Genomic DNA, 24,725 nt, shown 5'->3' on the forward strand with positions numbered 1-24,725 from the left:
CCGGCCGCCTACGGCAGCCCGTGCACGTGCGGCCCCACCGCGTTCGACCACGCGTTCCCGGCCGAGGCGTCCCAGTTCGTCGACCAGGTCATCGCGCCCCGCAGGTCGGGATAGGTCTTCGACGGCTTGAAGGAACCGCACCCCGTGCCCTTGGTCAGGCAGTCCAGGGCGTTGTTCACGACGGTCGGTGACACGTACCCGCTGCCCGCGCCGCTCGTCGAGGCGGGCAGGCCCAACCCCACCTGGGACGGGGCGAGTCCGCCCTCCAGCTGGATGCAGGCGAGCGCGGTGAGGAAGTCCACCGAGCCCTGCGAGTACACCTTGCCGTCGCAGCCGAGCATCGAACCGCTGTTGTAGTACTGCATGTTGACGACGGTGAGGATGTCCTTGATGTTGAGCGCGGTCTGGAAGTAGCCGTTCGACGTGGACTGCATGTCGATGGTCTGCGGCGCCATCGTGATGATCAGCGACGAGCCCGCCTTCGAGGACAGCGACCGCAACGCCTGGGTCATGTACGTGGCGTTGATGCCGTTCTCCAGGTCGATGTCGACGCCGTCGAAGCCGTACGTCTGCATCAGGGAGTAGACGGAGTTGGCGAAGTTGGCCGCCGAGGTGGAGTCGTTGATGGACACCGTGCCGTTCTGGCCGCCGACCGAGATGATCACCTTCTTCCCGGCCGCCTTCTTCGCCGCGATGTCCGCCTTGAACCGGTCCACGGTGTAACCGCCGAGACCGGCCGAGTCGAGGTTGAAGGTCACCGCCCCCGGCGTCGTCGTCGCGTCCGCGAAGGCCACGGCGATGATGTCGTACTGGGACTGGACGTCGGAGATCTTCTGGACGGTGGCGCCGTTGTTGAAGTTCTGCCAGTAGCCGGTGACCGCGTGCTTCGGGAGCGCCGGGCCGGTCGGGGTCGCCGTCGTCGTGCCCGTCACCGCCGCCGACTTCGGGGACTCACCGGCCGAGTTCGTCGCCGTGACCTGGAAGGAGTACGAGGTGGAGGCCGCGAGGCCCGTCACCGTGGCCGACGTGCCGGTCACCGCCGTCACCTTCGTACCGCCCCGGTAGACGTTGTAGCCCGTCGCGCCGGAGACCGTGTTCCAGGTCAGGGACACCGACGAGGACGACGTACCGGAGACCGCGAGGCCCGCCGGTGCGGCCGGGATCGTCGGCGTCGGGTCGGTGCCGCCGCCCCCGTCGGGGCCGTAGACCGAGAGGTCGTCGGCGTAGTAGGCGGCCTGGCCGTACCAGCCGTGGGTGTAGACCGTGACCGACGTCGTCGAGGCGCCGGTGGTGAAGGTGGTCGACAGCTGCTTCCAGGACGCGGAGTCGGGGGTCCAGGTGGACACGTCCGTCGTGCCGGTGCCGGTGACGCCCAGGTAGGAGTAGCCGCCCTGGACCCAGGCGCTCAGCGTGTACGTCGAGTTGGGCTTCACGGCGACGGACTGGGTGCACTTGGCGTTGTCCTGGCCCGCCGGGGTCGCCTTCAGGGCGGCGGCGCCCGAGTGGACCGGCGAGGAGACGGTCGCCCCGCTGCTCGCCGTGCAGGTCCAGTTGGTCAGGCCGGACTCGAATCCGGCGTTCTTGGCGTTGTTGACGTCGGCTGCGGAGGCCTGTCCCGCGCCCGCGAGGGAGAGGGAGAAGGCGACGAGGGCGGCGGTGACGACTCCGGACCAGAGCCGGGTCGATCGTCTCTGTGGGGACATGACAATAAGCTGGTCCAGACCAATCCATCTGTCAATAGGTCCAGACCAAAGTGCCCGCCGTGACCGTCCGACCGGCATGGGTCCCTGGGCCCACCCGGCGACCCTGGCAAGGGCCCCAGGGCCGAAATGTGTCGGGCGAGATGCTCAACCTGCCCCGATTTGACGCAACTTGTGTAACGGCAGTTCCTCGCCAGCTACACAAACGCTGTTCTCCGGTCACAACCGCGTGGTTAGAGTGCTTGCGTAGTCACGCAGTGAAGTCGACTGGGTGGGTCGGGTAACGCCGGTCGGGCCGGCGAGGCATGGGAACGGGGAGCTGCGCGTGCCAACTGCCATTGCCGTGACCGGTGCCGACATGGCACTGCCGCCGCTGGACGAACGGACCGTGCCCGCGGTCGTCCTGAAGGACCTCGACCGGCAGCCGCTGGACCAGGCGCTGGCGGCCCTGCAACAGCTGATCGACCAGTGCGGGCATGTGATCGTCGTGTGCTCGCGGGTGGTCGCACCCGGTGTCGAGCGGCGGCTGCACACCATCCGCTCGCTGCTGGAAAGCGACCGGATCGCGTTCTTCCGTCCCGATCTGCCGCCCCTCGGACTGGCCGTCCTGGCCCGCCAGTTGCGGCAGCTCGCCTCCTGCGACCTCAGTCCCGGCGTGCTCGCCTCCGCCGGCCGGCTGCTCACCCACTACATCCACGCCGGTGCCGTCCTCGGCTCCGTCACCAAGCTCGACCGCGTCCCCGTCGGGCTGAAGTCCCACGCCAAGTCCTGGGTGCCCGGCAGCCAGTTCGGCGTGATCGCCCACCCCGAGCCGCAACTCGTCCGCATCGGCCCCGAAGCGTCCCTGTCGGGGCCCGAGTTCGCCACCTCGATGCTGGTCGCCAAGGGCCAGCTCCAGACCGACTGGATCGCGGGCACCCTCGCGCCCGCCTGGAACGTCCAGGGACTGCGGGAGGCCCCGCTGCCCGTCGAGTCCGCCCTCTGGTGGGGCACCCCGAAGCTGGTCGAGTTCTGCACCTTCCTGCCCGACCTCTCGGTCCTCTACCAACTGGTGACGTCCGTCCGGCAGTCCAGCTGCCACTGGTGCGGCATCGACGTCATCGGCGACCGCTGTGTCTTCTGCTCCGCGACATCGCCCCTCGAACAGCACCAACTCACCACCGGGTGAGCCCTGCCGACCCACATCCCCCAATGAGGTTGTCCGGTTCATGAACTCCCGTCAGCGCCGCGGCGTCATACTCCTGATCCTGTCGGTCGTCTGCGCCCTGGCGGCCTTCGCCGGTGTGCTGTCCGTCATCGACGACGTGAAGTCCAAGGTCGGCCCCGAGGTCACCGCGTACGAGGTCAAGGCCGAGATCCAGCCCTACACGGCGCTGAGCAGGGCCCAGTTCGAGAAGATCTCGATGCCCGAGCGCTGGCTGTCGGCCAACGCCGTCACCGATCTCCGCGACATCGAGGGCAAGATCGCGGTGACCAAGCTGGAGAAGGGCTCCCTGCTGCAGAGCGACATGATCGTGGCGCAGCCGGCCCTGCAGCCCGGGCAGCAGGAGGTCGCCATCATGATCGACGCGGCGACCGGCGTAGCCGGCAAGATCACGCCGGGTTCCACGGTCAACGTGTACGCCACCTTCGAGGGCGAACGGAACGGCAGCTCCACCCAGCCCTCCCAGTCGAAGATCATCGTGACGAACGCGAAAGTCCTCGACGTCGGCAAGCTGACCTCGCTCGACCCCGACGAGAGCAACCGGGACCGCCGCTCCAAGGAGGCCGTCCCGATCACCTTCGCCCTCTCCACCCTCGACGCCCAGCGCCTCACCTACGCCGAGTCGTTCGCCGAGCGGGTCCGGCTCGCCCTGGTGGCTCCCGGCGGCGACCGGCCGGTTCCCGACCAGGACCGCACGTACGAACTCGCGAAGGACAAGTGAGAGCCGTATGCCCACGAGGATCCTGCCGGCCGTAGGTGACGCGGACGCCGTCCGCTCCATCACCACCCTCCTCAGCCAGCTCCCGGACGCCGAACCGGTCGCCCCGGTCGTCGACTCCACCCAGCTCGTCGACACCCTGGCCCGCCTCGCCGCCGAGTCCGTCGACGAACTCCCCGAGGTCGTCGTCGTCCACGAACGCATCGGCCCGGTCCCCGCGTTGGAGCTCATCCGCGAGGTCGCCCTGCGCTTCCCGGCGGTGGGCGTCATCCTCGTCACCTCCGACGCGAGCCCCGGCCTGTTCCAGGCGGCCATGGACTACGGCGCCCGCGGCCTGGTCGCCCTCCCGCTCCACTACGACGAGCTGGCCAACCGCGTGCAGGCCGTCGCCGCCTGGTCGGTGGGGGTACGACGTCATCTCGGCGCCGGGGCCGACGTGTTCACCGGCGTCGGCGGCACCGTGGTCACGGTGAGCGGCGCGAAGGGCGGCGTGGGCGCCACCCTCACCGCCATCCAACTCGCCCTGGCCGCCCAGGCGTCCGGCCGCTCCACCGTGCTGGTCGACATGGACCTCCAGACCGGCGACATCGCCTCCTTCCTGGACGTCCAGTTCCGCAGGTCGGTGGTGGACCTGGCGGCGATCACGGACATCTCCCCGAGGGTCCTCGCGGACGCCGTCTACCGCCACGACACCGGCGTCGCCCTGCTCCTCGCCCCCGGCGAGGGCGAACGCGGCGAGGAGGTCACCGACCGCGCCGCCCGCCAGATCGTCAGCGCCCTGCGCTCGCGCTACGAGGTGGTCGTCGTCGACTGCGGCGCGCAGCTCGGCGGCGCGGGGGCGGCGGCGGTGGAGATGGCGGACGCGGCCCTGCTGGTCACCACGCCGGACGTGGTCGCGGTACGCGGCGCCAAGCGGGCCGTACGCATGTGGGACCGGCTCCAGATCCGCAAGGCCGAGGAGACGACCGTCGTCGTCAACCGGCACACCCGCGGTACGGAGATCCAGCCGCACCTGATCCAGAAGATCACCGGCACGCCGGTCGCCGGGACCGCGATCCCCGCCCACTTCAAGGAACTCCAGGGAGTCGTGGACGCGGGCCGCGTGCACGAGCTGGACAACAAGAGCACGGTCAAGCAGGCGCTGTGGGCCCTGGCGGGGGAGCTGGGGCTGGTCAAGGCACGGGAGGGGGCCGGTGCGCACAAGGGCGGCGGTCGCGGCGACCGGGGCGCGGTGAGCTTCCGCAGGCGCAGGGAGATCGGGCCGTGAGGCGGCGCCGGTACAGCGATGGCGGGCGAGGCCCGCGGGACTCCGGTCAGGTCACCATCGAGTTCCTCGGGATGACACCGCTGATCATCGCCACGCTCGTGCTGGTGTGGCAGTTCGTGCTGGTGGGCTACACGTTCACGCTGGCCGGACATGCCGCCGACGAGGCGGTACGGGCGGGGACGGCGTCGGAGGGCCAGGCGGCCTGCCAGGAGGCGGGCCTCAAGGACCTGCCCGGCGCGTGGCAGGGCGACGCCGAGGTGACCTGCACGGGGGACGGCGACTACGTCACGGCCGACGTGTCCCTGAAGGTGCCCGTGCTCTTCCCCGGCTCGATCGGCTTCCCGTTCACCGTCGAGGGCCACGCGGGGGCTGTGCAGGAGGAGAAGGACTGAGATGTCGTACGACAAAAGCGGCGCGAAAGTCCGTGACCGAGCCCGGCGTGACCGGGGCCAAGTCGCCATCGAGTACCTGGGTTTCATCCCGATCCTGCTCCTCGTCGCCCTCGCCGGCGTCCAGGTCGGGCTCATCGCCTACGCCGCCCAGCAGGCCGGTACGGCGGCCAGGGCGGGGGCGCGGGCGGCCTCGCTGGAGCGCAGCGCACAGGAGGGCTGCGCGAACGCGGTGAGCGACTGGCTGTCCGTGTCCTGTTCGGCCGCCCAGGGCGACGACACGGTGACGGTCACCGCCACCGTCGACATCCCGCTCCTCGTCTGGGACTTCGGTAACGCGACCAAGACCGCCACCATGCCGCTCGACCACTGAACGAGGTACGACCATGAGCCTGCGCGCACGCATCAGCACCCCCGAGGAGAACGGCGCCCGGGGCGAGGACGGCCACCTCGTCTCGTCGTACCGCGCCAAGCTGCTGGAGGAGATCGACCTCGCGGAGATGAGTTCGCTGGCGGCGGCCGAGCGCCGGGCCCGGCTGGAGCGGGTGCTCGGGCACATCATCAGCCGTGAGGGCCCGGTCCTGTCGACGGTCGAGCGCTCGCAGCTGATCCGGAGGGTGGTCGACGAGGCGCTGGGGCTGGGCATCCTGGAGCCCTTGCTGGAGGACGCGTCGATCACCGAGATCATGGTCAACGGCCCGGACGCGATATTCGTCGAACGCGGCGGCAGGGTCGAGCAGTTGCCGCTCCGCTTCCCCTCCCACGACCAGCTGATGCAGACCATCGAGCGGATCGTGTCGACGGTCAACCGCCGGGTGGACGAGTCGAACCCGATGGTGGACGCCCGTCTCCCGTCGGGCGAGCGCGTGAACGTGATCATCCCGCCCCTGTCCCTGACGGGCGCGACCCTGACCATCCGCCGCTTCCCCCGCTCCTTCACGCTCCACGAGATGATCGGCTTCGGCTCTCTGGACGAGCACATGCTGTATCTGCTGGCGGGGTTGGTGCGGGCGAAGTTCAACATCATCGTCTCGGGCGCGACGGGCACCGGGAAGACCACGCTCCTGAACGCCCTCTCCGGCCTCATCCCCGAGCACGAACGCATCATCACCATCGAGGACTCGGCCGAACTCCAGCTCCAGCAGGCACACGTCATCCGACTGGAGTCCCGCCCCCCGAACGTCGAGGGCAAGGGCCAGATCACCATCCGCGACCTGGTCCGCAACTCCCTGCGGATGCGCCCCGACCGGATCGTCGTGGGTGAGGTCCGCGGCGGCGAGTCCCTGGACATGCTCCAGGCGATGTCGACGGGCCACGACGGCTCACTCGCCACGGTCCACGCCAACAGCACCGAGGACGCGCTCATGCGGCTCAAGACCCTGGCATCGATGTCCGAGGTGGGCGTCCCCTTCGAGGCGCTGCACGACCAGATCAACAGCGCGGTCGATGTCATCATCCAGCTGACCCGCTTCCCGGACGGGGCCCGCCGGATCACCGAGATCGCCGTGCTGGACAGCCACGGCGGTGAGCCGTACCGCCTGGCCACGGTGGCCCGCTTCGACGCCGAGCCGATGGCGGCGGACGGCCGGGTCTACGGCTCCTTCGCGTACGCCCCGCTGCCGCGCCCCACGGCGAACCGCCTCTACATGGCGGGCCAGCCGATCCCGCAGGCCTTCGGCGTGGCCCAGTCCGTGGCCGAGCTGACAACCCGAGAAACCAGGTAGGTGGACGCGCCCGATGGAACTGCACACCCTCGTCCAGCTCGCCACCGGCCTCACCCTGCTCACCTGCGGCCTCGCGGTGGCGGGCCTGCACGCGTACGCCATGGGCAAGGCCCAGCGCCAGGCCCTCATCGACCGCCTCTCGGCGACCGGCCAGGTGGAGGCGGGCCTGCGCAGGCGCCGCTTCCCGAAACTGGACCGACGGCTGCGCCGCACCCGGTTCGGCAGGAAGCTGGAGCTACGGCTCGCGGCGACCGGCCTCGACATCACGCCTGGCGAGTTCTTCGTCTACATGATGTCGAGCGCGGCGGGCCTGTTCCTGATCGGCCAGGCTTCCTTGGCCCCGTTCTTCGGCCCGATCGCGGGCTTGCTGGGCATCTGGGCGGCCCTCCAGTTCCTCAACTGGCAACGCCAGAAACGCATCGAGAAGTTCATCAACCAACTCCCGGAGCTGTCACGCATCCTGGCCAACGCCACCCAGGCGGGCCTGGCCCTGCGCACGGCGATCGGCATGGCGGCCGAGGAACTGGAGGCCCCGGCGGGGGAGGAGTTGGGCAAGGTGGCGAACCAGCTGGCGCTGGGCGCGTCACTGGACGACGCGCTGGGGGAGATGGCGGAGCGGCTGCCGTCGAGGGAGCTGGTGGTCCTGGTGACGACCCTGGTCCTCTCCAACCGGGCGGGCGGCCAAGTGGTCGGTGCCCTGCGCAACTTGACGGAGACGCTGGAGGAGCGGAAGGAGACGAGGAGGGAAGTCCGTACGCAACTCTCCCAGGTCAACATGACGTCGTACGCCGTCCCGGTCCTCGGCATCGGCTCCCTGTTCCTGATGAACGGGGTGAAGGACGGCGCCCTGGACCGCATGACCGGCTCCCCGATCGGCCAGGGCGTGGTGATCGTGGCGTTCGCGATGTACGCGGTGGGCTTCATCCTGATCCGCCGTCTGTCCCGTATCGATGTGTGAGGGAGGGGAGCGAAGGCCATGACGATCGGAATCGCACTCGCACTGCTGATGGGGCTGTCCGTCTGGGGCATCTTCGCGGGCATCCGCATGTACCGGGCGGACGCGAAGCTGCCGAGCGACCTGATGCTGGCCCTGGAGGTCGGCGCCACGCGCACGGGCGCGGTGGACTCGGTGATCGACCGGCTGGGGATGCGGTACGCCCCGGCGGTACTGCGGCTGATGGGCCCGAAGCAGGTGGCCAAGTACCGCAGGAAGATCGACCTCGCCGGCAATCCGGGCGGCCTGACGATCGACCGCTACGCGGCACGCCGGGCGGTGTACGGCTTCCTGGGCGGCTTCGGCGGCCTGCTGTGCATCATGCGGGGCAGCTGGCTCCTCGCCCTCCTCCTCTTCGCGTTCGGCGCGTTCTGGACGGAGGTCGGCATCTGGTCGGCGATCCGGGTCCGCAAGGACGTCATCGAGCGCACGCTGCCGGACTTCCTGGACGTCCTGGCGGTGGTGGTCAGCGCGGGCCTGGGCTTCCGGCAGGCGCTGGACCGGGTCGCGACGAAGTACGAGGGGCCGTGGGCCGACGAACTGCGCATCACGCTGCGCCAGATGGACCTGGGCATGAGCCGCAGGCAGGCGTTCGCGGAACTGCGTCGCCGCAACGACTCCGAACAGGTCGCGATGTTCGTGACGGCGCTGCAACAGGGCGAGGAACTGGGCGCCCCGATCGTCGACACCCTCATCGCCCTCGCCAAGGACATGCGCCGCACCGACGCCCAGAACGCCCGCCGCAAGGCCGCGCGCGCGGTTCCCAAGGCCACGATGATGATCACCACGTTCATGGTCCCGGCGACGATGCTGCTGCTGGGCGCCGGCCTGATCCTGGGCTCGGGGACGGACTTCGGCTCGATCACGGGGAAGTAGGGCGGAGGCCGGCATGGCGATGACGAGGGTGAGGGCGGAGGCCCTTGCGACTGTGCGGTCAGGCGCCGATGGCGCTGAGCCCCCACAGGGGCCACCTGCACTCGACGACGAAAGCTGCACGGGTGGTGCGGGTGGCAACCCCAATCCGGCCGAAGGCCGGATGCCCACCCACGCACCCGCACCTACCATCCCCCTCCAAGCCAACGCCCTCCAGGCAATGTGCCGCCAAGTCTTCGGCTTCCGCCTGGCCATGATCGCGCTAGCCGCCCCCGCCGCCCTCCTCAACGCCGCCCCCGGCCTCGGCGCACGCCTGGTCGCCGCAGCCGTACTCGTCACCTTCATGGGCTCGTACGCCCTCTTCAGAGACTGGGAACGCTTCGGCCCCCTACTCCTCCGCCACCCCACCCTCCTGGCCGCGGACACCCTCTTCGGCGCCCTCCTCCTCATCTCGGCCGGCCCCGACACCACCCTCGCCTACGTCAGCGTCTGCACCCCCCTCCTCGCGGGCCTCGTCTACGGCTGGCGAGGCGCAGGCTGCTTCGCCTCCCTCCAGGGCCTGATCCTCGTCACCGTCTACGCCGCCTCGAAGGACCTCCACCCCACAGTCGCCGAGGCGTTGCTCCTCCCCGGCCTCTGCGTGGTCACGGGCGCCATGGGCGTGACCCTGCGCAACCTCCTCCTCCGCTTCGGCGCAGCCACCCAGGCCCTGACCGAGGTCCAGGCCCGCCTGGCAGCAACAGAAGCGGTCGCCACGGAACGCGCCCGCCTGGCCCGCGAGATGCACGACTCGGTGGCGAAGACGTTGCACGGCGTGGCCCTGGCGGCGGACGGCCTGGCGGCCTCGGCGGCAGCGGCGAACACCGACCCGACCCAGCTGAAAAGCCAGGCCGACCTGGTGGCCCGCTCAGCCCGCAGAGCAGCCGCGGAATCCCGCGAACTCCTGTCAGACCTCCGCCGCCAGGCAACCCCGGACCAGACCACGGACGTGATGGCCGAACTGTCGGCCAGAACAACGGACTTCAGCACCCGCACGAACATCCCCGCCACCTACCACCCCACCGGCGACGACAAGACCACCCTCCCCCCACTCCCACCCACGGTGGCCCGCAACCTCCTCACCATCGCCACGGAGGCCATGGAGAACGCCCACCGCCACGCCTCCCCGACCCAGGTGGACGTGAGCGCAGGGATCCACGGCGACCTCCTGCGCATCACGGTCTACGACGACGGCCGCGGCCTCCCTCAGGACACCACCCTCGAACAACTCCGCAGAGCAGGCCACTTCGGCTTGGTGGGCATGGTCGAACGAGCCGTGTCCGTCGGCGCCCGTATCCGCATCGGCCGAGGAGACCACTCCAAGGGCACGGAGGTCCGCCTGGAACTCCCGCTGGCCACGATCCGAGAGGAGGCCGCATGACGCCCGACCAGACGATCCCGCACGACCAGGTCGAGCCCGCCGAGGCAGCAGGACGCACCCACCTACGGGTCCTGGTGGCGGACGACAATCCGGTGGTCCGCGCGGGCCTCACCGCCCTCCTCTCCGGCCGCGAGGACATCACGGTCGTGGCGGAGGCGACGGACGGCCGCGAGGCCTACGAGGCCGCACGCCTCCACGGCCCCGACGTGATCCTCCTGGATGTCCGGATGCCCGGGGTGGACGGCATCTCGGCCCTCCCGCACCTGGTACCGATCGCCCCGGTGCTGATGCTGACGTACAGCAGCGAGTCGGAGATCGTCCACGAGGCCCTCCGCCGAGGCGCCGGCGGCTACTTGGTGCACGGCGAGTTCACCGCGGACCAACTGGTGGCGGCGGTACGGGACGTCGGCTCGGGCAGCGCCCATTTCACCGCGTCGGCGGCGGGCGCGGTGATGGCCGGACTGCGCAGCTCGCAGCCCGGGCCCCTGCCCGAGAACCTCGGCCGAGCAAGTGCAACTGCATACGATACAGAGATCCCAAACCGCCACTCACAAGGGACTTTCGCCAAACCGCTTTCGCGATTGCAACCACCTGTGGCACAGTCTCGGTATCAACTCAGCATGAGGGAGGCGGAGATCATGGAGCTCATCGCATCCGGCATGAACAACCAGCAGATCGCCGCCACTTGCTTCATCAGCGAGAAGACGGTCAAGAACCACATCAACCGCATCTTCGCCAAACTCCACAGCACCAGCCGAGCCGAGGCCGCCGCCAAGTGGCTCGGAACGGCCCCGAATTCACACGGAGACCCGCGGTGAGCGCGATTTGGGCCCGGATTTGGGCCCTGGGACCCTCTGGAAAGAAGGGCGTCGCCTCGTACGTTGCACGCACCACGGACAACGGAGGGCAACGCCATGAGCAACTGGATCAACACCACGGTCTCGTACCTCAAGGCCCGCGTCGAGCGAAACGACAAGGGACAGACGGCCGTGGAATACCTGGGCATCATCGCGGTGGTCGTCGCGATCATCCTCGTGCTGCTCGCAACGGACTTCGGCGGCACGATCGCCGACGCGATCACTACAAAGATCGGCGAAATCACGGGCTGATGCGCGGGCGCGCTCGCGGAGACACAGGGCAGGCCTTCCCCATCTACATCACCGTGGTGGGCGGCCTGCTCTTTCTCGCGTTCGCGTACCTTGCGGTCGGCCAGGCCGCGGCGAACAAGAACGGTGCCCAGACCGCCGCTGACGCGGCGGCCTTGGCGGCAGCCCAGGACCGGCGGGACCAACTCGCGGGCCAATGGGTGACGGACGTCCTCGACCCCACGAAGTGGCAGGACATCTTCGACGGCAACGCGGAGGGGCTCGATCCTTCTTGCGGGCGGGCGGACCAACTGGCGGCGCAGAACGACGCCGTGGTGCTGGTCTGCGACCCGGAGGGGCCGTTGGCCTTCACGGTCGAGGTGCAGACCAACAAGTCCGTGGGGGAGTCCGTCATCCCGGGCACGGAGAACAAGCGGTCCAAGGCGTCCGCCACCGCCGAGATCGAGTCTCGATGCACGTTCGAACCTCCAGGGGAGGACGCGGCGGACGACGTGCTGCCACGCCTCACCTGCAAGGACGGCGAGAACTGGGACCTGGACCCGGAGCAGCTCGGCGATCTGCCCAAGCCCGAGGACCTTTTCGACGTCCACCTGGCCGACTGACAAGCGAACGACGAGTGACGAAGGAAGCAGACGCATGAGCAGCATTCGGTTCACTGCGCAGGCCCGTAGAGGGGTGGCCGCGCTGGCGCTCGCGGCCGGACTGGCCGTCGGAGTGGCCGGCTGCGGCGGAGGCGGAGACGACGACAAGAAGCCGGAGTCGTCAACGTCCGCTCCCCAGAAGGGAGGATCTGACCCGAGCCCTCAAGAGGGCCAGTCGGACGACGTCCAGGCCGAGTTGAAGGGATCGACCGGGCTGATCCTTCAGATCGGCGATGCCGCACGCGACTCGGGCGGATTCGTCACCGTGAACGGCACGCTCAAAAACGACGGTGCCAAGCCGATCACGGTGCCGTATGCGTTGCGCGGCGACGAAACCGAGATCATGGCGCACGACAGGTCCCTCGGCGGAGCCACTCTCGTCGACTCCAAGGAAAAGAAGCGCTACTACGTCCTGCGCGACACCGAGGGCCGCCCCCTGACGACGACCGGCCTCTCGATCCTCAAGGCGGGCGAGGAACTGCCCGTCTTCATGCAATTCCCCTCCCCACCCCAATCCACCACAGAAGTCACCCTCCAACTCCCCACCTTCTCAAGCGCCACGATCAAGATCTCCGGGTGAGGCAGGCGATGACCCTCCCCACCCCCCGCGTGGCCTGGGCCGCGGCCGCGGTCCTGATCGTCACGAATGTCTACGGCATCACGACCGCGCACGCCGACGAGACCCCCAGCGTCCCCCCAGGCACCGAAGCCACGGCCTCCGCCCCCGTCAAGGTCGACCCCAACGACCCCGACCTCAAACTCCCCGAGGGCGCCACGCTCGCCGAGCCGAAGGTCCTCGACATCAAGCAGGTGGTCGAGGACGAGGGCGGCGAGGAGCGCCGTGAGGACACCAACGCCGACGTCAAGTTCGCCCTCCAGGCAGAGGTCCTGTTCAGCAAGGACAGCGCGAAGCTGAGCGACGACTCCAAGGCCCGTATCGCCGCGATCGCGGACGAGATCAAGAAGCAGAACGCGACGCGGATCAGGGTGTTCGGCTTCACGGACAACCTGGGTTCGTCGGCCCACGGTGACGTCCTCTCGCGCCAGCGCGCGAACGCGGTCCAGGACGTCCTCGATGAGGAACTGAACGACGCGGGCATCACGTACGAGGTACGCGGCTACGGCGAGCAGTACCCGATCGCCGACAACTCGACGGAGACGGGCCGGAAGAAGAACCGAAGGGTGGAGGTCTCCTTCCCGCGCTCCGAGGGCTGACCGTGACCGTACTCATGGTGGCCGCCGCCATGTACGGGGTCGTACAACTGCTCCTGCTCTCCGTACCCACGCGTTCCGTGGGCGTGACGACGACGCTGCTCGCCGTCCTCGTCGGCGTGTACGCGTGCGGCACGGCGGCGGCGCTCCTGGAACTGACGTACACGAGACTGATCGCCGAGCAGACGAACCAGTCCCTGATCAGGGTCGTGAACACCACCGCGTACACCACGGCACCTTGGGTCGAGGAACTGGTCAAGATCTCCCCACTCCTCCTCGTCGGCCTGTACGCCAAGGTCCGCCGCCAGTGGGGCCTCACCGACTTCACGCTCCTGGGAGCCGCTCTGGGCGCCGGCTTCGGCCTCCTGGAGGCGCTGCTGCGATACGCCTTGGACGCGGACCGTGCCATCCCGGCCCACAGCGGCTGGATCGTGCCGGAGAGCCTGTCGGCGCCGTACGTCCCGGGCCTCGCGCAGGTCCTCACCTCCTGGCTGCCGGCACCGGTGGCACCCCTGGACCTGGGCCGCGGAGGCGAGGTGGCGGTCGGGACGTTCACGCACCTGGTGTGGTCGGCGCTCGCGGGCCTGGGCGTGGGAGTGCTGTGGCGAGCGAGGGGTTGGTGGAAGCCCCTGGCCCTGCTCCCGCTGGGCGCGGCGGTGGCCCACCACACCCTCAACAACTACGCGGCCACACACGCCCGTACCCCCGCGGACGACTGGCTGGCGAACCTCCAGACCCCCCTCCGCCTGGCCCCATTGGCCGCACTGCTCCTGGCCATGACGGCAGACGCCGTAGCCCTGCACCGAGCGAAACGCGAGCTCCCCGACACGCTCCTCCCCGCCGAACGCCGGGACGGCGACACGATCGCGGCGGTACTCCACTACGCGTCGCTGCGCGTCCCTTGGACCCCGCTCATAGCCCTGCGCTTCATCCGCCTGCGCCGCTCCCTGTTCTACGAAGCGTCTTATGAAGCCACCGCCCAGACCGCGTTACGTCGGGCGGTGGCCGACATAGCCGCCCGCATAGCGGCGACCGACGACCCGAGAGCATGGCGTACCCCTGACTTGAGAGCCCGTATACGCGCAGCGGCACAAGCCACCACCGCCGACACGGCCACCTCCCGCAGCAGACGCCTGCTGAGGCTCCTCATCCCCAGCGTCCTGGTCCTGCCGTCCGTCCTCTTCCTCGGGGTGGGCTCGTTCGGGTCGACGGCCGAGGTGCAGGAGTACTTCACGACAGGCACGGGCCCCAAGCTCCTACGGGCCTTCGCGGTAGCCGCCCTGGCCTGGATAGCCTGGCAACTAGCAACCTTGCTCCGCACCTGGCACCGAACGACCACGGCCACCCCGGTCCTCGGCGCCCACCTCGCCACCCACCGCTTCCGCACCGCCTCGGCCCTGGGCTCGGCCACCGCCGCAACCCTCCTGCTCTGGCGAAGCCTGGCCGGTGACGCAGGCACAGAGGGCCAGGCGATCCCACCCGCCCACCTCCTGGACGCCCTGAACCGCTTCCTCATCTACCTCGGCTTCGCCCTGCTCCTCCTCTCCCTCCTGGCCCTGTTCCCACCGGGCGCGGGCCTCGCCCTGGCCGGCGTCACGGCCACGGGGGAGGGCGCGCTGGGCGCGGCGCTGGCCGCGCGACTGGGGTTGGCCGGCATAGCGCTCATGGTCATCGGGGCAGCGGGCGGGGGCGAGGAGAACGACGGCAGCGAAGGGCGAACGGAGAGCGACGGTGGGAACTCCCGGAAGGGTTCCCTCGACGAGTCCGAAAAGACGTTCAACCCCAAGGAACGACGGATTGCCGAGACACTGCAGAACGAAGGCCGTCACGTGAAGGCTCTCAAGGAGTCATCAGTGGAAGGGCAGAGAACTCCGGACGCGATCGTGGACGGCGTTCCGACCGAGTTCAAGACCCTGGACCCCGGAGCGGGTGCGAATTCCGTCAAGAACACGCTGAACACAGCGAAGAAGCAGGCCCGTGATGCCGTGGTCGATGCGCGGGGAAGCGGCCTGGACGAGAGCGGGGCGCGTGAAGGGCTGGGGAAGTTCCTGCGCAACAATCCGCCGGGACGAATGAACTCGATCCGGATAATCGGCGACGGTTACAGTATTCATTGGCCTTGAGGGTGCTGTATGGAGGTTTCGTGTGAGTGAGTATCACTACGTCTTCATCCGCCCTGGTTTTCCGCGGAATCGACTGGTCCAGGACATCTCCACGGCTTGCGGTGTCGAACTGACGCCCACGGACAACGAGTTCATCGACTGTGCGGGAAACCTCGGTCATGCGGCCGTGGAGGTCGAGTTCACTCACGAATACGAAGACGACCACGGCATGCCGTTCGAGCGGTACGACTCCCTCCTCACCGTCAGGGACTTCGGCGCGGATCCGAAGCGCCAGGAAGAAACGGCCCGGCGGATCTTCGAGAACCTTCGCGCCCTCGGCCGCTACGACCTGATCCTCGTACGAGACCTGCAAGAGCTGCTCGCCTCGTCCGAGGCGGGGGAGGGAGACGGGTCGACTACCCACAACTGAGCGGATTCGAGGATGTCTACCTAGAGGACAGCTTTGTCCTGGGCGTAACGGCCTCGCCGGGCCGACTGTGCCTGGACGTAGACCTCGTTGCGGCATGGCGAGCGGGTCGGCCCGGCATCATCCGGTTCTGAAGCCGGGGAACGGATCTGCTCAGGCGCCCGACGGCTTGATCTCCCCGGCGAAGACGATGATCTGGTCGATGAGGCTCCGGCGCAGATGGACGACGTCCGTACCGGCGAGGCGAGGACCGCCGTCGGGGGTGGTGAAGACCCACTCGTACCGCGCCCACTCATCGGGCATGTCCACCGCCGAGCAGCGCACCATCGTGCCCGCCCCTGCCGGATGCCGCCGGATGTCCAGCACGAAGCGCTCGACCGCCTCGATCCCCTCGCTCCGCCCCAACGGCCCCCAGAAGACCACGTCCGAGGTCAGAGCCTGGGACAGCAACGACGTCACATACGCGTCGTCCGAGGCGTTGAAGGCGGAGATGAACGTGTCGATCGCGGACCGCGCCGTCTCTTCCTGCATGCATCAGTAATACCAGCCGGCGTACGAGCGCCTCAGCGTCACCGGGCGAACATGAACTTCTCGGTGGCGGCGAGGCCGGTGTTCCAGTAGGTGACCTGAGGTGTGGCGCTGACGGCGGGATCCCCGACGTTCAGGAAGTCGGTCCCGTCCGGGAACTCGACGGCGAGCTGCGCGACCCCCGCCTCGACGTCCTCGCTGTCCACGAAGCCGATCGTCATCGACTTCACGGCGGTCGTCTCCTCGCCGGCCCGCCACAGCAGCAGCCCCGCATACCCCTTCCCACCCGGCGCGACGGTCGCGAGCTTCTTCGGCTTGGACTCCATCGGACCGATCTGCTCCACGGCACCGTCACCGAAGGACACGTACGGGTAGAGGTAGAGCGTGCACGTCGAGTCGCTGATGTTGGTGGCGGTGAGGAGCAGATGCCGGGCCTCGTCGTGCGGATAGACCTTCGAGACGACGGAGACGTCGGAGTCGGTGCAGGGCCGGGCTTCCTCACCGGTGGTCTCGTCGACGTTCTCGTCGTCGGCGCCGGGAGTGACGGTACCGGGCGCGCTCGGAGCGCTGCTGGATGCATCGGACGCACCGGACGGATTGGGGGCGCTGGACGAACTGGACGGCGTACCGCTCGCCGCCGCCTCATCCGTACCCCCGCCCGCCTCACACGCAGTGGAAGCCAGCAGCGCGGCGACGGCCGCGGCGCCGAGGACGTACGTCTGGAGTCTGGTACGGGCAGCGCCCATGGTGTTCCCCCGAGTGATGTGAACTGGACTGAAGTGAACTTGTCCGGACCGGCGCTCTGATTCTGCACAGCGGAGCGCACCGATCCAGCCACCCTCCGCGATCGTTACGGATCAAGGACATGGACGGGACACTTCCGTTTCGCCAGGTCAGCGGCGTGAAAGGGGTCAGGCGGCGGCAAGTTCGCACCACACGTACTTCCCGCTCCTGCCGTCCCGCGACAGGGGTTGCCACCCCCAGAGATCGGCGCAGGCCCGAACCAGCGCCAGTCCCCGCCCCTCCTCCGCGAGCGCCAACTCCCTGACCGGCTCGGGAGGTTGGGGGTCGGCATCCCAGGCCCCGATCCGCAACACCCCCGCCGCCCAGCGCACCCGCAACGCGGCGGGCCCCGTCGTATGCCGCACGGCGTTGGAGACCAGCTCGGTGGCCAGCAGCTCGGCGACATCGACGAGGCGGATCAGGCCGTGCATGGTGAGGATGAGCCGGAGGGTGCGGCGGCTGACGGTGACGGAGCGGGTGTCGTTCGGGATGTAGAGCGTGTACTCCCAGGGTTCGGATTCGGGCATGGAGGAACTCCGTTCGGGGTGGGGGGTGTTGGCGCGGTGGCGGTGCCGCAGGCGCCATGGCAGGGCGGAGCGGTGCACTTCCGCAGCGTGTACGTTGCGTCACTGACGGTAGGGCTTGCATGTAATACCTAGCAAGCCGATCCCGTAATCTGACCCCGAACGAGCGTTATCGGCAGGCAGGTTGAAACAGGGGGCGGCTGATGGTCCTGAGGCGCGAACCGACTGCGCGTCAGATGCGCCTGGGGATCGAGCTGCGCAGGCTGCGTGAGGGGGCGGGGCTCACCACCATCGAGGCGGCGGCGCTACTCGGGGCGAACAGAGTCCAGATCACTCAGATCGAATCCGGGCTCGCGGGCGTGAGCGAGGAGCGACTTCGTCGCATGGCGTCCCATTACGCCTGTGGGGACGCGGAGTTCGTCGATGCCTTGGCCGCCATGGCCACGGATCGGACGCGTGGCTGGTGGGAGGAGTACCGAGGACTGCTGCCCACGTCGTTCCTGGACCTCTCCGAACTGAACCACCACGCCGTGTTCCGCCGCGATGTGGCGATCCTCTACGTGCCGGGCCTCTTGCAGACGGAGGCGTACGCCCGCGGTGTCTTCTCCGCGAGGGTCCCCGAACTCACCCCGGAAGAGCTGGAGGTACGCGTCCAGCATCGAATGGCCGGCCAAAAGATCGACTTCCCCTACGAGTTGGTGATCCATGAGGCGGCCCTGCGCATCAGGGTCGGCGACCGCGCTGCCGCCAAGGCGCAACTCGCCTCGCTTCTGGACGTGTCCGAGGCGGACGACGCATCGGTACGCGTGATCCCGTTCGACCTCGACGGCTTCGGCAGGGCGGCCAGCACCATGACGTACGTCGGTGGCCCGGTTCCCAAGCTGGACACCGTGGTGCGAGATGTACCCCACGGCTCGGCCTTCATCGACTGCGAGGCACAGCTCGCCGCCTTTCGAACGCGCTTCCGTAAGGTGGAAGGTGTCTCACTCGACCCCAAACGGTCGCGTGACTTCATCAACCACCTGGCGAAGGAGCTGTGAGGCACCCCATGGACAACTGGCGCAAGTCGTCCTACTCGGGCCCCGACGACGGAAACGAGTGCGTGGAAATCGCCACCACCCCCACCCACGTAGCCATCCGGGACTCCAAAACCCCCACCCGAGCCACCCTCACCTTCCCCACCACCACCTTCACCCCCTTCATCGAAGCCCTGGCTCACGGAAACACGTTGACGGCGCCCCGCATCGACATGTGAGGCTCGGCTGACGGCGGAGCTGCACACGGTCGCGGAGGTACGCCCGATGGCGAAGGTCCTCCCGCAAGGCTCACTACGGCTCGCCGAAGTACGACGGCGTCCAGGCCTGCCGAGGGCTCGCAAGCCGGCGGCGCACATCGGCAGCGAGGTGCTGGGGGAGGAGCAGACGGGCTGGTGAGCGTAGCTCTCGGACGGCCCCCCTACTCGACGGCATCCCCCTCCGCCAAGACCTCCACCCGCACCCCACGCCGCAGCCCCCACCCGCCCATGGCCCCGGCCTCGGCCTCAACGACATGCCGAGCCCGCACCCGAGGCATCCCCAACCGCCCGGGTTTCATGGTCCGTACGGCGAGGACGACGAGATGGCGATCGAGATAGGCGACGTCGATCGGAATCCGCATCCGAAAGGTGTGCACGCTGTTGGCCGGCGACAACAGGATCGCCCCCTCAACCCCTTCCCTCCCCAACAGTCCTTTGGTGCGAGCCCGATAGGAGGCGGCGATCTCCAACGGAACAGACACGCTCCCCACCTCCCCCCGCACAACCAACAACCCCAGCCCATCCCGCAACCGCCGCCCCATGCCCAGGCCTCTCTCTTCACTCCCTGCAACTGACGTGCCCTGAATAGCGTCGCTTCACCCAAGAGGACACACACATCCCAGGGAGCCGAAGTGAACTGTCGCCCCAAGAGGAGGCCGAAGAGGCAGGGTCAGGCGCCGACAGCAGCGCGTCGCCGACACAGCAAGCGACCTCGCCACTTCCTCCTTTGCTCATTCATAAGTGGAACAACCAGTTCGCCGCACGTTACGCAACCGTGACCGCATAAGCGGGCCTGGGTGCAGCCAATTTGGCCCCTTTCGCACCACCGAGTGGGCCGCTTCACCCTGGTGTCACCCCACCCCGCTGGATAGCGTTGGTTCGCTCAAGAGAAGCCTCGCCTCACCAGGAGCCGATCGTGAATCGCCGCCCCACCCTGATCGCAGCGCTCACGCTGACCGCCGCAGCGGCCCTGACGCTGTCCGCGTGCGGGAGCGATGACAGCTCCAAGAAGGACAACGACAAGATCGCGGGAGCCGATACGGGCAAGGAGACGTCGCAGTCCCCGAGCCCGAGCTCGGCGGGTGCCGCCGGCCGCCCGAAGATCACGTTCCCGTCCGACGCCAAGAACGTCTTCGAGTACGAGAAGACCGGCGACGCGGTGAAGGACGCGGCCCTCTCGGACAGCACGTTGAGTGTCAAATCCCTGAACGAGGCGATCTTCAAGGGAAGCACGGGGACGAAGGCGCTCGGTTTCTACAACACGGACAAGGCCTTGGAGTCATCGATCACCTACGTCCAGCGCTTCATCGACTCCGGTGACACCTGGGTCGGTGAGATCCGGTACTTCGACTACGACGTGAAACTTTCCGGCAAGGCGAAGGCCTACGTCACTTACTGCTCCGACGAGAGCAAGGCTTACATCAAGGACAAGAAGACGCAGAAGGTCGAGAAGGAGGCGGCGACCGCCAACTCCTACGTGCTGTACCACTCGAGCCTCACCAAGAACGCCGACGGTGTGTGGCAGACCGCGAACGTTGTGTCCGACAGGGGGGACAAGACATGCCAGCCGTAAGGGACTTGGCGAGAGTTGCAACGGTTCTGACGCTCGTTTTTGCTTCCGCCTTCGCGTCACAGACCGCCTTCGCGGACTTGGACGACCACGGCGATGTCGGCGACGGAGGGACGAACCAGGGAGCCAACTCGCGCGACGACGGCGCGCTGAGCGTGACCGTCGGCGGCGTCGTCTTCGACCGTTCGAAGAACGGCAGCGGCAACTCCACGGGCGCACTGACCTCCACCACGTCCTGGACGCCCCCCGCGTGCTGGTACGCCCCGATGTACACCCCCGATCAGCTGCAGAAGAAGCTGGAGCCGATCTGGGAGGCCGGATCCACCGGCTCGCAGTGGGACAACTCGCAGCGGGAGAAGTACAACGCCAACGACGAGAAAAAGGGCTTCAACAAGGACAAGAGCGGCGACGGGTTCTGGTGGGGCACGTACGTCAACAAGAGCTACCCGGCCGGTTGGGACTCGTGCTTCACGGACGACTACTTCTGGGTGGACACGGGCGACGCTCCACCCGCCAACATCAAGAATGCCGTCACCCCTGAGATCCTCGCCGAACTCGCCTACAACGAGATCCGGGTCCCCGGCACCAAAGTGACCCTGGCCCCCGCCAACGCCACCAAGGTCAACCTCCCGACCTGGGCCTGGCTCGACGCTGCCGACTTCAAGCCGGTCTCCGTCACGGCCTCCGTCCAAGAGATCAACATCTCGGCGACCGCGACCGCGGAACCGGTGTCCCTGAAGATCGAGCCCGGCACCGCCGACGCCGTCACCTACCCGGCATCCGGCGTCTGCGAGATCAACAACGGTCGTATCGGCGAGCCCTATGCCAAGGGCAAGGCCGACCAGACGCCGCCCTGCGGAGTGAAGTACCTGCGCTCCTCCGGCGACGGCACGTACCCCCTCCGGGCCACGGTCACCTGGAAGATCACCTGGACCGGCACCGGCGGCGCCGGTGGCGATCTGCCCGACGGCAACTTCGGCGCGACGCAGGATGTCGTCGTACAGGAGATCCAGGCCGTCAACCGCTGACGATCATCACATCCCACAGTCGGGCGATCACTCCCCACAGGAGAGTGATCGCCCGACTCGTCGTGCGGGGGCGGCGCGGGTCGGTGCGTAAAGCAGTTGTCCACCGCGCTCCCCATGGGTAGGAAGGACCCCATGACCGCACTCGGCGCAGTCTTCCGCCCCCAACTACCCCCCGAACGCCTCCGCGACGTAGCCCGTCTCGCGGACGACGCCGGGCTCGAAGAACTCTGGCTATGGGAGGACTGCTTCAGCGAGGGCGGTATCTCCACCGCCGCCGCCGCGCTCGCCTGGACCGAGCGGGTCAAGGTCGGCGTCGGACTTCTCCCCGTACCCCTGCGCAACGTCGCCATCACCGCCATGGAAATCGCCTCGCTGCACCGCATGTTCCCGGGGCGGGCCGTCGTCGGGGTCGGGCATGGGGTGCAGGACTGGATGGGGCAGGTCGGGGCACGGGTCGAGTCGCCGGTGACACTGCTGCGGGAGCATCTCGTCGCGCTGCGGGCCCTGTTGAGAGGGGAACGCGTCAGCACCGAGGGGCGGTACGTCCGTCTCGACGACGTCGGCCTCGACTGGCCGCCCGCCACCCCCGTACCCGTCCTCGCCGGCGCCACCGGCCCCCGTACCCTCCGCCTCACCGGCGAAGCCGCCGACGGCACCATCCTCACCGCCTCCACCACCGCCGACGGGGTACGACGAGCACGGCAACTCATCGATGAGGGGCGGGAGGCTGCCCTGCGCAGTGGGGCCACCCTTCCCGAGTCCCACCGCGTCGTCGTCTATCTGCTCACCGCCACGGGGCCCGACGCCGCCCGGCGCCTGCACGCCGAGCTTGGCGACGAAGGGCTCCAGGACGTGCCCGACCTGGGTGTCGCCGGTGACGCCGGTGCCGTCGCCAAAGCCGTTCAGCGGCTCGCAGAGGCCGGTGCCGACGCCGTCATCCTTCAGCCGACCGGTGACGAGCCCGACCCGGAGGGATTCGTGCGGTTCGCCGCCGAAGAGGTACGGCCCCTGGTGCGATGACGTGAATCCCGACGTCGGCGTGCGACTGCGGGCCGTCCGGGACGCCGACCTCGAATCGTTCCTCGTCTTCGAGCATGACGAGGAAGCCTTACGGCGCTCCCGCTTCACCCCTCGCCCGCGCGACCGCTTCATGAACCACTGGCGTGACAGCGTTCTCGGCGATGAGACCTGCCTCGTCCGCACTGTCACCGTGGGCGGCGAGCCCGCCGGTCATGTCGTCAGTTGGTGGGAGGGGGAACGGCGGTTCCTCGGGTACTGGCTGGGGCGGCCGTACTGGGGGAGGGGGATCGGCACCGCCGCCCTGCGGCGCTATCTCGATGACGAAGAGCCCGTGCGGCCGCTGTATGCCGACCCCTTCACCGGCAACACCGCTTCCGTACGGCTCCTCGAGAAGCTCGGCTTCCACCACTCCGGCACTCTCCGGCACGGCGACGACGAACACGCCCTCCTCGTCCTGCCGCCCACGCCACCCCCACCACCCGCCAGCCCCGTCATCCCCCCGGATGATCCCCCGTAGCCCCGTCGATCAACTCCCGCACCACATCCATATGTCCCGCATGCCGAGCCGTCTCCTCGATCATGTGGACCAGGACCCAGCGCAGGGACACTTCATGGTCGCGCCACGACGGGCGGCCCAGCCCCTCCAGGGGCACCCGCGTGATCACCGCATCCGACGACGCTCTCGCGCGGCCGTAGAACTCGACGATCTGTGCCGTCGTCTCGCCCTGGTCGGCCCGCATGTCCTCCTCCTTGTACGGGTCGAACCAGAACTCCTCGACCTCGCCGCCGAAGGTCTCCGCGAACCAGCCGTACTCCACCGACGCCAGATGCTTGACCAGGACCAGCAGACTCGTGCCCGACGGGGTCATCGGGCGGCGCAGCTGCTCGTCGTCCAGCCCCTCCAGCTTCCACAGCACCGCGTCCCGATGCCGGTCCAGGCTCGCCCGCAGCGTCTCCTTCTCGCTGCCGCGGTACGGCATACCGGCCGCCATGTCCCCCGTGATCTCAGCATTCGTCATGCGCGACCTCAGCAATCGTCATGCCGGAAAAATTAGCAGCGCCCACTGACAACGCTCTGGGACGATCAACGGCATGCCCGACACCCGACAAACCCCCGCCCCCGGTCGCCGCGGTACGTTCGATGACCTCGTCGCCGAAGGCGCCGCCGTCCCCACCGCCGGCTGGGACTTCTCCTGGTTCGAGGGGCGGGCCACCGAGGCGCGGCCCTCCTGGGGCTATGCCACCGCCATGGCCGCCCGGCTCGCCGGCGCGACCGCCGCCCTCGACATCCAGACCGGGGGAGGAGAGGTGCTCGACTTCGCCCTCGCCCATGTCGAGCCGAAGGCCCCCGTCCTCGCCGTCGCCACCGAGGGCTGGCCGCCGAACGTCGCCAAGGCCACCGCCCTGCTCCGCCCCCGCGGGGTCGCCGTCGTCGCCGCGCCCGAGGACGCGCCGCTGCCGTTCGCGGACGAGGCCTTCGACCTGGTCACCAGCCGGCACCCGGTGAGCCCCAACTGGCCGGAGATCGCGCGCGTACTGCGGTCCGGCGGGACCTACTTCGCCCAGCACGTGGGCGCTCGCAGCGCGGTCGAGCTCGTCGACCACTTCCTCGGACCTCGCCCGGACGGGCAGAGCGGCGCCGCCCGCCTCCCCGAGCGGGAGCGCGCGGGCGCCGAGGCCGCCGGTCTTGAGATCGTCGACCTGCGCTCGGAACGGCTCCGGATGGAGTTCTACGACATCGCCGCCGTCGTCCACTTCCTGCGCAAGGTGGTGTGGATGGTCCCCGACTTCACCGTCGAGAAGTACGAGCCCCAACTCCGGTCCCTGCACGAGCGCATCGAGGCCGAGGGACCCTTCGTGGCCCACAGCACCCGCCACCTCTTCGACGCCCGCAAGCCGCACAGCCCCACCGGCTGACGCCCGGCATCCGAATTTCCGAGCTCGGACACGGTCTGACACGGAAGTGGCTGAGAGTGGCTAAGAACTGCCGGTTGAGCCGACGATCATGGAGGGTCATCGAAGATCGCAAATCGGGCAATCAGTGCATCTATCCCCCATTCCCCCTTTACTTCCACGGCATTCACGAGGTTTCCACATCGTTATCACCATCAGCTCGCTTCTTACCCTCGTCTCACGTAAGTTCAGACCAAGGTAATTCGCGCCAGCAAAGCAGCGCGGGGTGGCACCGCGCGGCGGAGGGG

At 68.6% G+C, this 24,725-nt stretch carries 30 protein-coding genes; 24 read left to right on the forward strand and 6 right to left on the reverse strand.

What is annotated here, in order from left to right; genetic code table 11:
* Positions 1 to 8 precede the first annotated feature (8 nt).
* Complete coding sequence (locus tag CRP56_RS27590; RefSeq protein WP_097268417.1) at positions 9 to 1,703, reverse strand: chitinase; 1,695 nt, start codon at positions 1,701 to 1,703, stop codon at positions 9 to 11.
* 322 nt (positions 1,704 to 2,025) lie between these two features.
* Here CRP56_RS27590 and CRP56_RS27595 point away from each other — a divergent pair, with 322 nt between their 5' ends.
* The 16 genes from CRP56_RS27595 to CRP56_RS27670 all read left to right on the forward strand — a co-directional run bounded on the left by CRP56_RS27595 (position 2,026) and on the right by CRP56_RS27670 (position 15,780).
* Positions 2,026 to 2,868: a hypothetical protein gene (locus tag CRP56_RS27595; protein WP_097268419.1), complete on the forward strand. Its 843-nt coding sequence runs from the start codon at positions 2,026 to 2,028 to the stop codon at positions 2,866 to 2,868.
* A 40-nt stretch (positions 2,869 to 2,908) separates the two neighbouring features.
* Entirely contained in the window at positions 2,909 to 3,625 is a 717-nt protein-coding gene (gene cpaB / locus CRP56_RS27600) for a Flp pilus assembly protein CpaB (RefSeq protein WP_097268422.1), read from the forward strand.
* A 7-nt stretch (positions 3,626 to 3,632) separates the two neighbouring features.
* The gene (locus CRP56_RS27605) at positions 3,633 to 4,889 is read left to right on the forward strand and encodes an AAA family ATPase (protein WP_097268424.1); all 1,257 of its coding nucleotides are present in this window, start codon (positions 3,633 to 3,635) and stop codon (positions 4,887 to 4,889) included.
* A 71-nt stretch (positions 4,890 to 4,960) separates the two neighbouring features.
* Entirely contained in the window at positions 4,961 to 5,281 is a 321-nt protein-coding gene (locus CRP56_RS27610) for a septum formation initiator (RefSeq protein WP_097274523.1), read from the forward strand.
* Between the two features lies 1 nt (position 5,282).
* Positions 5,283 to 5,651 carry a TadE/TadG family type IV pilus assembly protein gene (locus CRP56_RS27615; protein WP_097268427.1) on the forward strand — a complete coding sequence of 123 codons (369 nt, stop codon included), beginning with the start codon at positions 5,283 to 5,285 and terminating at the stop codon, positions 5,649 to 5,651.
* Positions 5,652 to 5,664: 13 nt separating this feature from the next.
* The gene (locus tag CRP56_RS27620; RefSeq protein WP_097268429.1) at positions 5,665 to 7,002 is read left to right on the forward strand and encodes a CpaF family protein; all 1,338 of its coding nucleotides are present in this window, start codon (positions 5,665 to 5,667) and stop codon (positions 7,000 to 7,002) included.
* A 13-nt stretch (positions 7,003 to 7,015) separates the two neighbouring features.
* The gene (locus tag CRP56_RS27625) at positions 7,016 to 7,960 is read left to right on the forward strand and encodes a type II secretion system F family protein (protein ID WP_097268431.1); all 945 of its coding nucleotides are present in this window, start codon (positions 7,016 to 7,018) and stop codon (positions 7,958 to 7,960) included.
* Positions 7,961 to 7,984: 24 nt separating this feature from the next.
* A complete protein-coding gene (locus CRP56_RS27630) occupies positions 7,985 to 8,872 on the forward strand; it encodes a DUF5936 domain-containing protein (RefSeq protein ID WP_097274525.1) in 888 nt (295 codons plus the stop codon).
* 13 nt (positions 8,873 to 8,885) lie between these two features.
* The gene (locus tag CRP56_RS27635) at positions 8,886 to 10,289 is read left to right on the forward strand and encodes a sensor histidine kinase (protein ID WP_097268433.1); all 1,404 of its coding nucleotides are present in this window, start codon (positions 8,886 to 8,888) and stop codon (positions 10,287 to 10,289) included.
* Positions 10,286 to 11,107 carry a response regulator transcription factor gene (locus CRP56_RS27640; RefSeq protein ID WP_097268435.1) on the forward strand — a complete coding sequence of 274 codons (822 nt, stop codon included), beginning with the start codon at positions 10,286 to 10,288 and terminating at the stop codon, positions 11,105 to 11,107. The genes CRP56_RS27635 and CRP56_RS27640 overlap by 4 nt, the downstream gene beginning before the upstream one ends.
* A gap of 96 nt (positions 11,108 to 11,203) precedes the next feature.
* A complete protein-coding gene (locus CRP56_RS27645; RefSeq protein WP_097268437.1) occupies positions 11,204 to 11,398 on the forward strand; it encodes a Flp family type IVb pilin in 195 nt (64 codons plus the stop codon).
* Entirely contained in the window at positions 11,398 to 11,997 is a 600-nt protein-coding gene (locus CRP56_RS27650; RefSeq protein ID WP_097268440.1) for a pilus assembly protein TadG-related protein, read from the forward strand. The genes CRP56_RS27645 and CRP56_RS27650 overlap by 1 nt, the downstream gene beginning before the upstream one ends.
* A gap of 34 nt (positions 11,998 to 12,031) precedes the next feature.
* Positions 12,032 to 12,616 carry a hypothetical protein gene (locus CRP56_RS27655; RefSeq protein WP_097268442.1) on the forward strand — a complete coding sequence of 195 codons (585 nt, stop codon included), beginning with the start codon at positions 12,032 to 12,034 and terminating at the stop codon, positions 12,614 to 12,616.
* Between the two features lie 8 nt (positions 12,617 to 12,624).
* Positions 12,625 to 13,251 carry an OmpA family protein gene (locus CRP56_RS27660; protein WP_097268444.1) on the forward strand — a complete coding sequence of 209 codons (627 nt, stop codon included), beginning with the start codon at positions 12,625 to 12,627 and terminating at the stop codon, positions 13,249 to 13,251.
* Between the two features lie 2 nt (positions 13,252 to 13,253).
* Positions 13,254 to 15,371: a PrsW family glutamic-type intramembrane protease gene (locus tag CRP56_RS27665; RefSeq protein WP_097268447.1), complete on the forward strand. Its 2,118-nt coding sequence runs from the start codon at positions 13,254 to 13,256 to the stop codon at positions 15,369 to 15,371.
* Between the two features lie 22 nt (positions 15,372 to 15,393).
* Positions 15,394 to 15,780 carry a hypothetical protein gene (locus CRP56_RS27670; protein WP_097268449.1) on the forward strand — a complete coding sequence of 129 codons (387 nt, stop codon included), beginning with the start codon at positions 15,394 to 15,396 and terminating at the stop codon, positions 15,778 to 15,780.
* Positions 15,781 to 15,930: 150 nt separating this feature from the next.
* Here CRP56_RS27670 and CRP56_RS27675 read toward each other — a convergent pair whose 3' ends face one another.
* The 3 genes from CRP56_RS27675 to CRP56_RS27685 form a co-directional block, all read right to left on the reverse strand.
* Entirely contained in the window at positions 15,931 to 16,308 is a 378-nt protein-coding gene (locus CRP56_RS27675; protein WP_079308016.1) for a nuclear transport factor 2 family protein, read from the reverse strand.
* A gap of 38 nt (positions 16,309 to 16,346) precedes the next feature.
* Positions 16,347 to 17,051, reverse strand: coding sequence for a DUF4232 domain-containing protein (locus CRP56_RS27680; RefSeq protein ID WP_097268451.1), 705 nt, complete (start codon positions 17,049 to 17,051; stop codon positions 16,347 to 16,349).
* A gap of 165 nt (positions 17,052 to 17,216) precedes the next feature.
* Complete coding sequence (locus CRP56_RS27685) at positions 17,217 to 17,615, reverse strand: ATP-binding protein (protein WP_097268453.1); 399 nt, start codon at positions 17,613 to 17,615, stop codon at positions 17,217 to 17,219.
* Between the two features lie 200 nt (positions 17,616 to 17,815).
* On the opposite strand from CRP56_RS27685, the gene CRP56_RS27690 reads away from it, so the two are divergent.
* From CRP56_RS27690 to CRP56_RS48505, 3 genes are read left to right on the forward strand one after another with little or no spacing between them, the layout of a single operon-like run.
* Entirely contained in the window at positions 17,816 to 18,652 is an 837-nt protein-coding gene (locus CRP56_RS27690; protein WP_097268455.1) for a helix-turn-helix domain-containing protein, read from the forward strand.
* 8 nt (positions 18,653 to 18,660) lie between these two features.
* Entirely contained in the window at positions 18,661 to 18,867 is a 207-nt protein-coding gene (locus tag CRP56_RS27695; RefSeq protein ID WP_097268457.1) for a DUF397 domain-containing protein, read from the forward strand.
* Positions 18,868 to 18,913: 46 nt separating this feature from the next.
* Entirely contained in the window at positions 18,914 to 19,045 is a 132-nt protein-coding gene (locus tag CRP56_RS48505; protein WP_257041100.1) for a hypothetical protein, read from the forward strand.
* A 22-nt stretch (positions 19,046 to 19,067) separates the two neighbouring features.
* Here the strand turns inward: CRP56_RS48505 and CRP56_RS27700 are convergent, their stop codons facing one another.
* Complete coding sequence (locus CRP56_RS27700) at positions 19,068 to 19,448, reverse strand: DUF192 domain-containing protein (RefSeq protein WP_097268460.1); 381 nt, start codon at positions 19,446 to 19,448, stop codon at positions 19,068 to 19,070.
* Between the two features lie 371 nt (positions 19,449 to 19,819).
* Here CRP56_RS27700 and CRP56_RS47725 point away from each other — a divergent pair, with 371 nt between their 5' ends.
* The 4 genes from CRP56_RS47725 (at position 19,820) to CRP56_RS27725 (ending at position 23,041) form a co-directional block, all read left to right on the forward strand.
* Complete coding sequence (locus tag CRP56_RS47725) at positions 19,820 to 20,479, forward strand: hypothetical protein (protein ID WP_179851335.1); 660 nt, start codon at positions 19,820 to 19,822, stop codon at positions 20,477 to 20,479.
* Complete coding sequence (locus CRP56_RS27715) at positions 20,467 to 21,504, forward strand: hypothetical protein (RefSeq protein ID WP_097268465.1); 1,038 nt, start codon at positions 20,467 to 20,469, stop codon at positions 21,502 to 21,504. Before CRP56_RS47725 ends, CRP56_RS27715 begins: the two co-directional genes overlap by 13 nt.
* A gap of 132 nt (positions 21,505 to 21,636) precedes the next feature.
* Positions 21,637 to 22,524, forward strand: a complete 888-nt coding sequence (locus CRP56_RS27720; protein WP_097268467.1) for an LLM class flavin-dependent oxidoreductase — start codon at positions 21,637 to 21,639, stop codon at positions 22,522 to 22,524.
* A 1-nt stretch (position 22,525) separates the two neighbouring features.
* Positions 22,526 to 23,041: a GNAT family N-acetyltransferase gene (locus tag CRP56_RS27725; protein ID WP_257041102.1), complete on the forward strand. Its 516-nt coding sequence runs from the start codon at positions 22,526 to 22,528 to the stop codon at positions 23,039 to 23,041.
* Here CRP56_RS27725 and CRP56_RS27730 read toward each other — a convergent pair.
* A complete protein-coding gene (locus tag CRP56_RS27730; protein WP_257041103.1) occupies positions 23,016 to 23,543 on the reverse strand; it encodes a DinB family protein in 528 nt (175 codons plus the stop codon). The two genes, CRP56_RS27725 and CRP56_RS27730, sit on opposite strands and share 26 nt — an antisense overlap.
* 73 nt (positions 23,544 to 23,616) lie before the next feature.
* On the opposite strand from CRP56_RS27730, the gene CRP56_RS47020 reads away from it, so the two are divergent.
* Positions 23,617 to 24,441, forward strand: a complete 825-nt coding sequence (locus CRP56_RS47020; RefSeq protein ID WP_107484048.1) for a methyltransferase domain-containing protein — start codon at positions 23,617 to 23,619, stop codon at positions 24,439 to 24,441.
* The last annotated feature ends 284 nt before the right edge of the window (positions 24,442 to 24,725 follow it).

The organism is Streptomyces sp. TLI_55 (assembly GCF_900206255.1).
Taxonomy (GTDB): Bacteria; Actinomycetota; Actinomycetes; order Streptomycetales; family Streptomycetaceae; genus Streptomyces; species Streptomyces aquilus.

Coding starts and splice junctions, on each gene's coding strand:
- CRP56_RS27590 (WP_097268417.1), bottom strand. CDS start 1,703: ATGTCCCCACAGAGACGATCGACCCGGCTCTGGTCCGGAGTCGTCACC.
- cpaB (WP_097268422.1), top strand. CDS start 2,909: ATGAACTCCCGTCAGCGCCGCGGCGTCATACTCCTGATCCTGTCGGTC.
- CRP56_RS27605 (WP_097268424.1), top strand. CDS start 3,633: ATGCCCACGAGGATCCTGCCGGCCGTAGGTGACGCGGACGCCGTCCGC.
- CRP56_RS27610 (WP_097274523.1), top strand. CDS start 4,961: ATGACACCGCTGATCATCGCCACGCTCGTGCTGGTGTGGCAGTTCGTG.
- CRP56_RS27615 (WP_097268427.1), top strand. CDS start 5,283: ATGTCGTACGACAAAAGCGGCGCGAAAGTCCGTGACCGAGCCCGGCGT.
- CRP56_RS27620 (WP_097268429.1), top strand. CDS start 5,665: ATGAGCCTGCGCGCACGCATCAGCACCCCCGAGGAGAACGGCGCCCGG.
- CRP56_RS27625 (WP_097268431.1), top strand. CDS start 7,016: ATGGAACTGCACACCCTCGTCCAGCTCGCCACCGGCCTCACCCTGCTC.
- CRP56_RS27635 (WP_097268433.1), top strand. CDS start 8,886: ATGGCGATGACGAGGGTGAGGGCGGAGGCCCTTGCGACTGTGCGGTCA.
- CRP56_RS27640 (WP_097268435.1), top strand. CDS start 10,286: ATGACGCCCGACCAGACGATCCCGCACGACCAGGTCGAGCCCGCCGAG.
- CRP56_RS27645 (WP_097268437.1), top strand. CDS start 11,204: ATGAGCAACTGGATCAACACCACGGTCTCGTACCTCAAGGCCCGCGTC.
- CRP56_RS27650 (WP_097268440.1), top strand. CDS start 11,398: ATGCGCGGGCGCGCTCGCGGAGACACAGGGCAGGCCTTCCCCATCTAC.
- CRP56_RS27655 (WP_097268442.1), top strand. CDS start 12,032: ATGAGCAGCATTCGGTTCACTGCGCAGGCCCGTAGAGGGGTGGCCGCG.
- CRP56_RS27660 (WP_097268444.1), top strand. CDS start 12,625: ATGACCCTCCCCACCCCCCGCGTGGCCTGGGCCGCGGCCGCGGTCCTG.
- CRP56_RS27675 (WP_079308016.1), bottom strand. CDS start 16,308: ATGCAGGAAGAGACGGCGCGGTCCGCGATCGACACGTTCATCTCCGCC.
- CRP56_RS27680 (WP_097268451.1), bottom strand. CDS start 17,051: ATGGGCGCTGCCCGTACCAGACTCCAGACGTACGTCCTCGGCGCCGCG.
- CRP56_RS27685 (WP_097268453.1), bottom strand. CDS start 17,615: ATGCCCGAATCCGAACCCTGGGAGTACACGCTCTACATCCCGAACGAC.
- CRP56_RS27690 (WP_097268455.1), top strand. CDS start 17,816: ATGGTCCTGAGGCGCGAACCGACTGCGCGTCAGATGCGCCTGGGGATC.
- CRP56_RS27695 (WP_097268457.1), top strand. CDS start 18,661: ATGGACAACTGGCGCAAGTCGTCCTACTCGGGCCCCGACGACGGAAAC.
- CRP56_RS48505 (WP_257041100.1), top strand. CDS start 18,914: ATGGCGAAGGTCCTCCCGCAAGGCTCACTACGGCTCGCCGAAGTACGA.
- CRP56_RS27700 (WP_097268460.1), bottom strand. CDS start 19,448: ATGGGGCGGCGGTTGCGGGATGGGCTGGGGTTGTTGGTTGTGCGGGGG.
- CRP56_RS27715 (WP_097268465.1), top strand. CDS start 20,467: ATGCCAGCCGTAAGGGACTTGGCGAGAGTTGCAACGGTTCTGACGCTC.
- CRP56_RS27720 (WP_097268467.1), top strand. CDS start 21,637: ATGACCGCACTCGGCGCAGTCTTCCGCCCCCAACTACCCCCCGAACGC.
- CRP56_RS27730 (WP_257041103.1), bottom strand. CDS start 23,543: ATGACGAATGCTGAGATCACGGGGGACATGGCGGCCGGTATGCCGTAC.
- CRP56_RS47020 (WP_107484048.1), top strand. CDS start 23,617: ATGCCCGACACCCGACAAACCCCCGCCCCCGGTCGCCGCGGTACGTTC.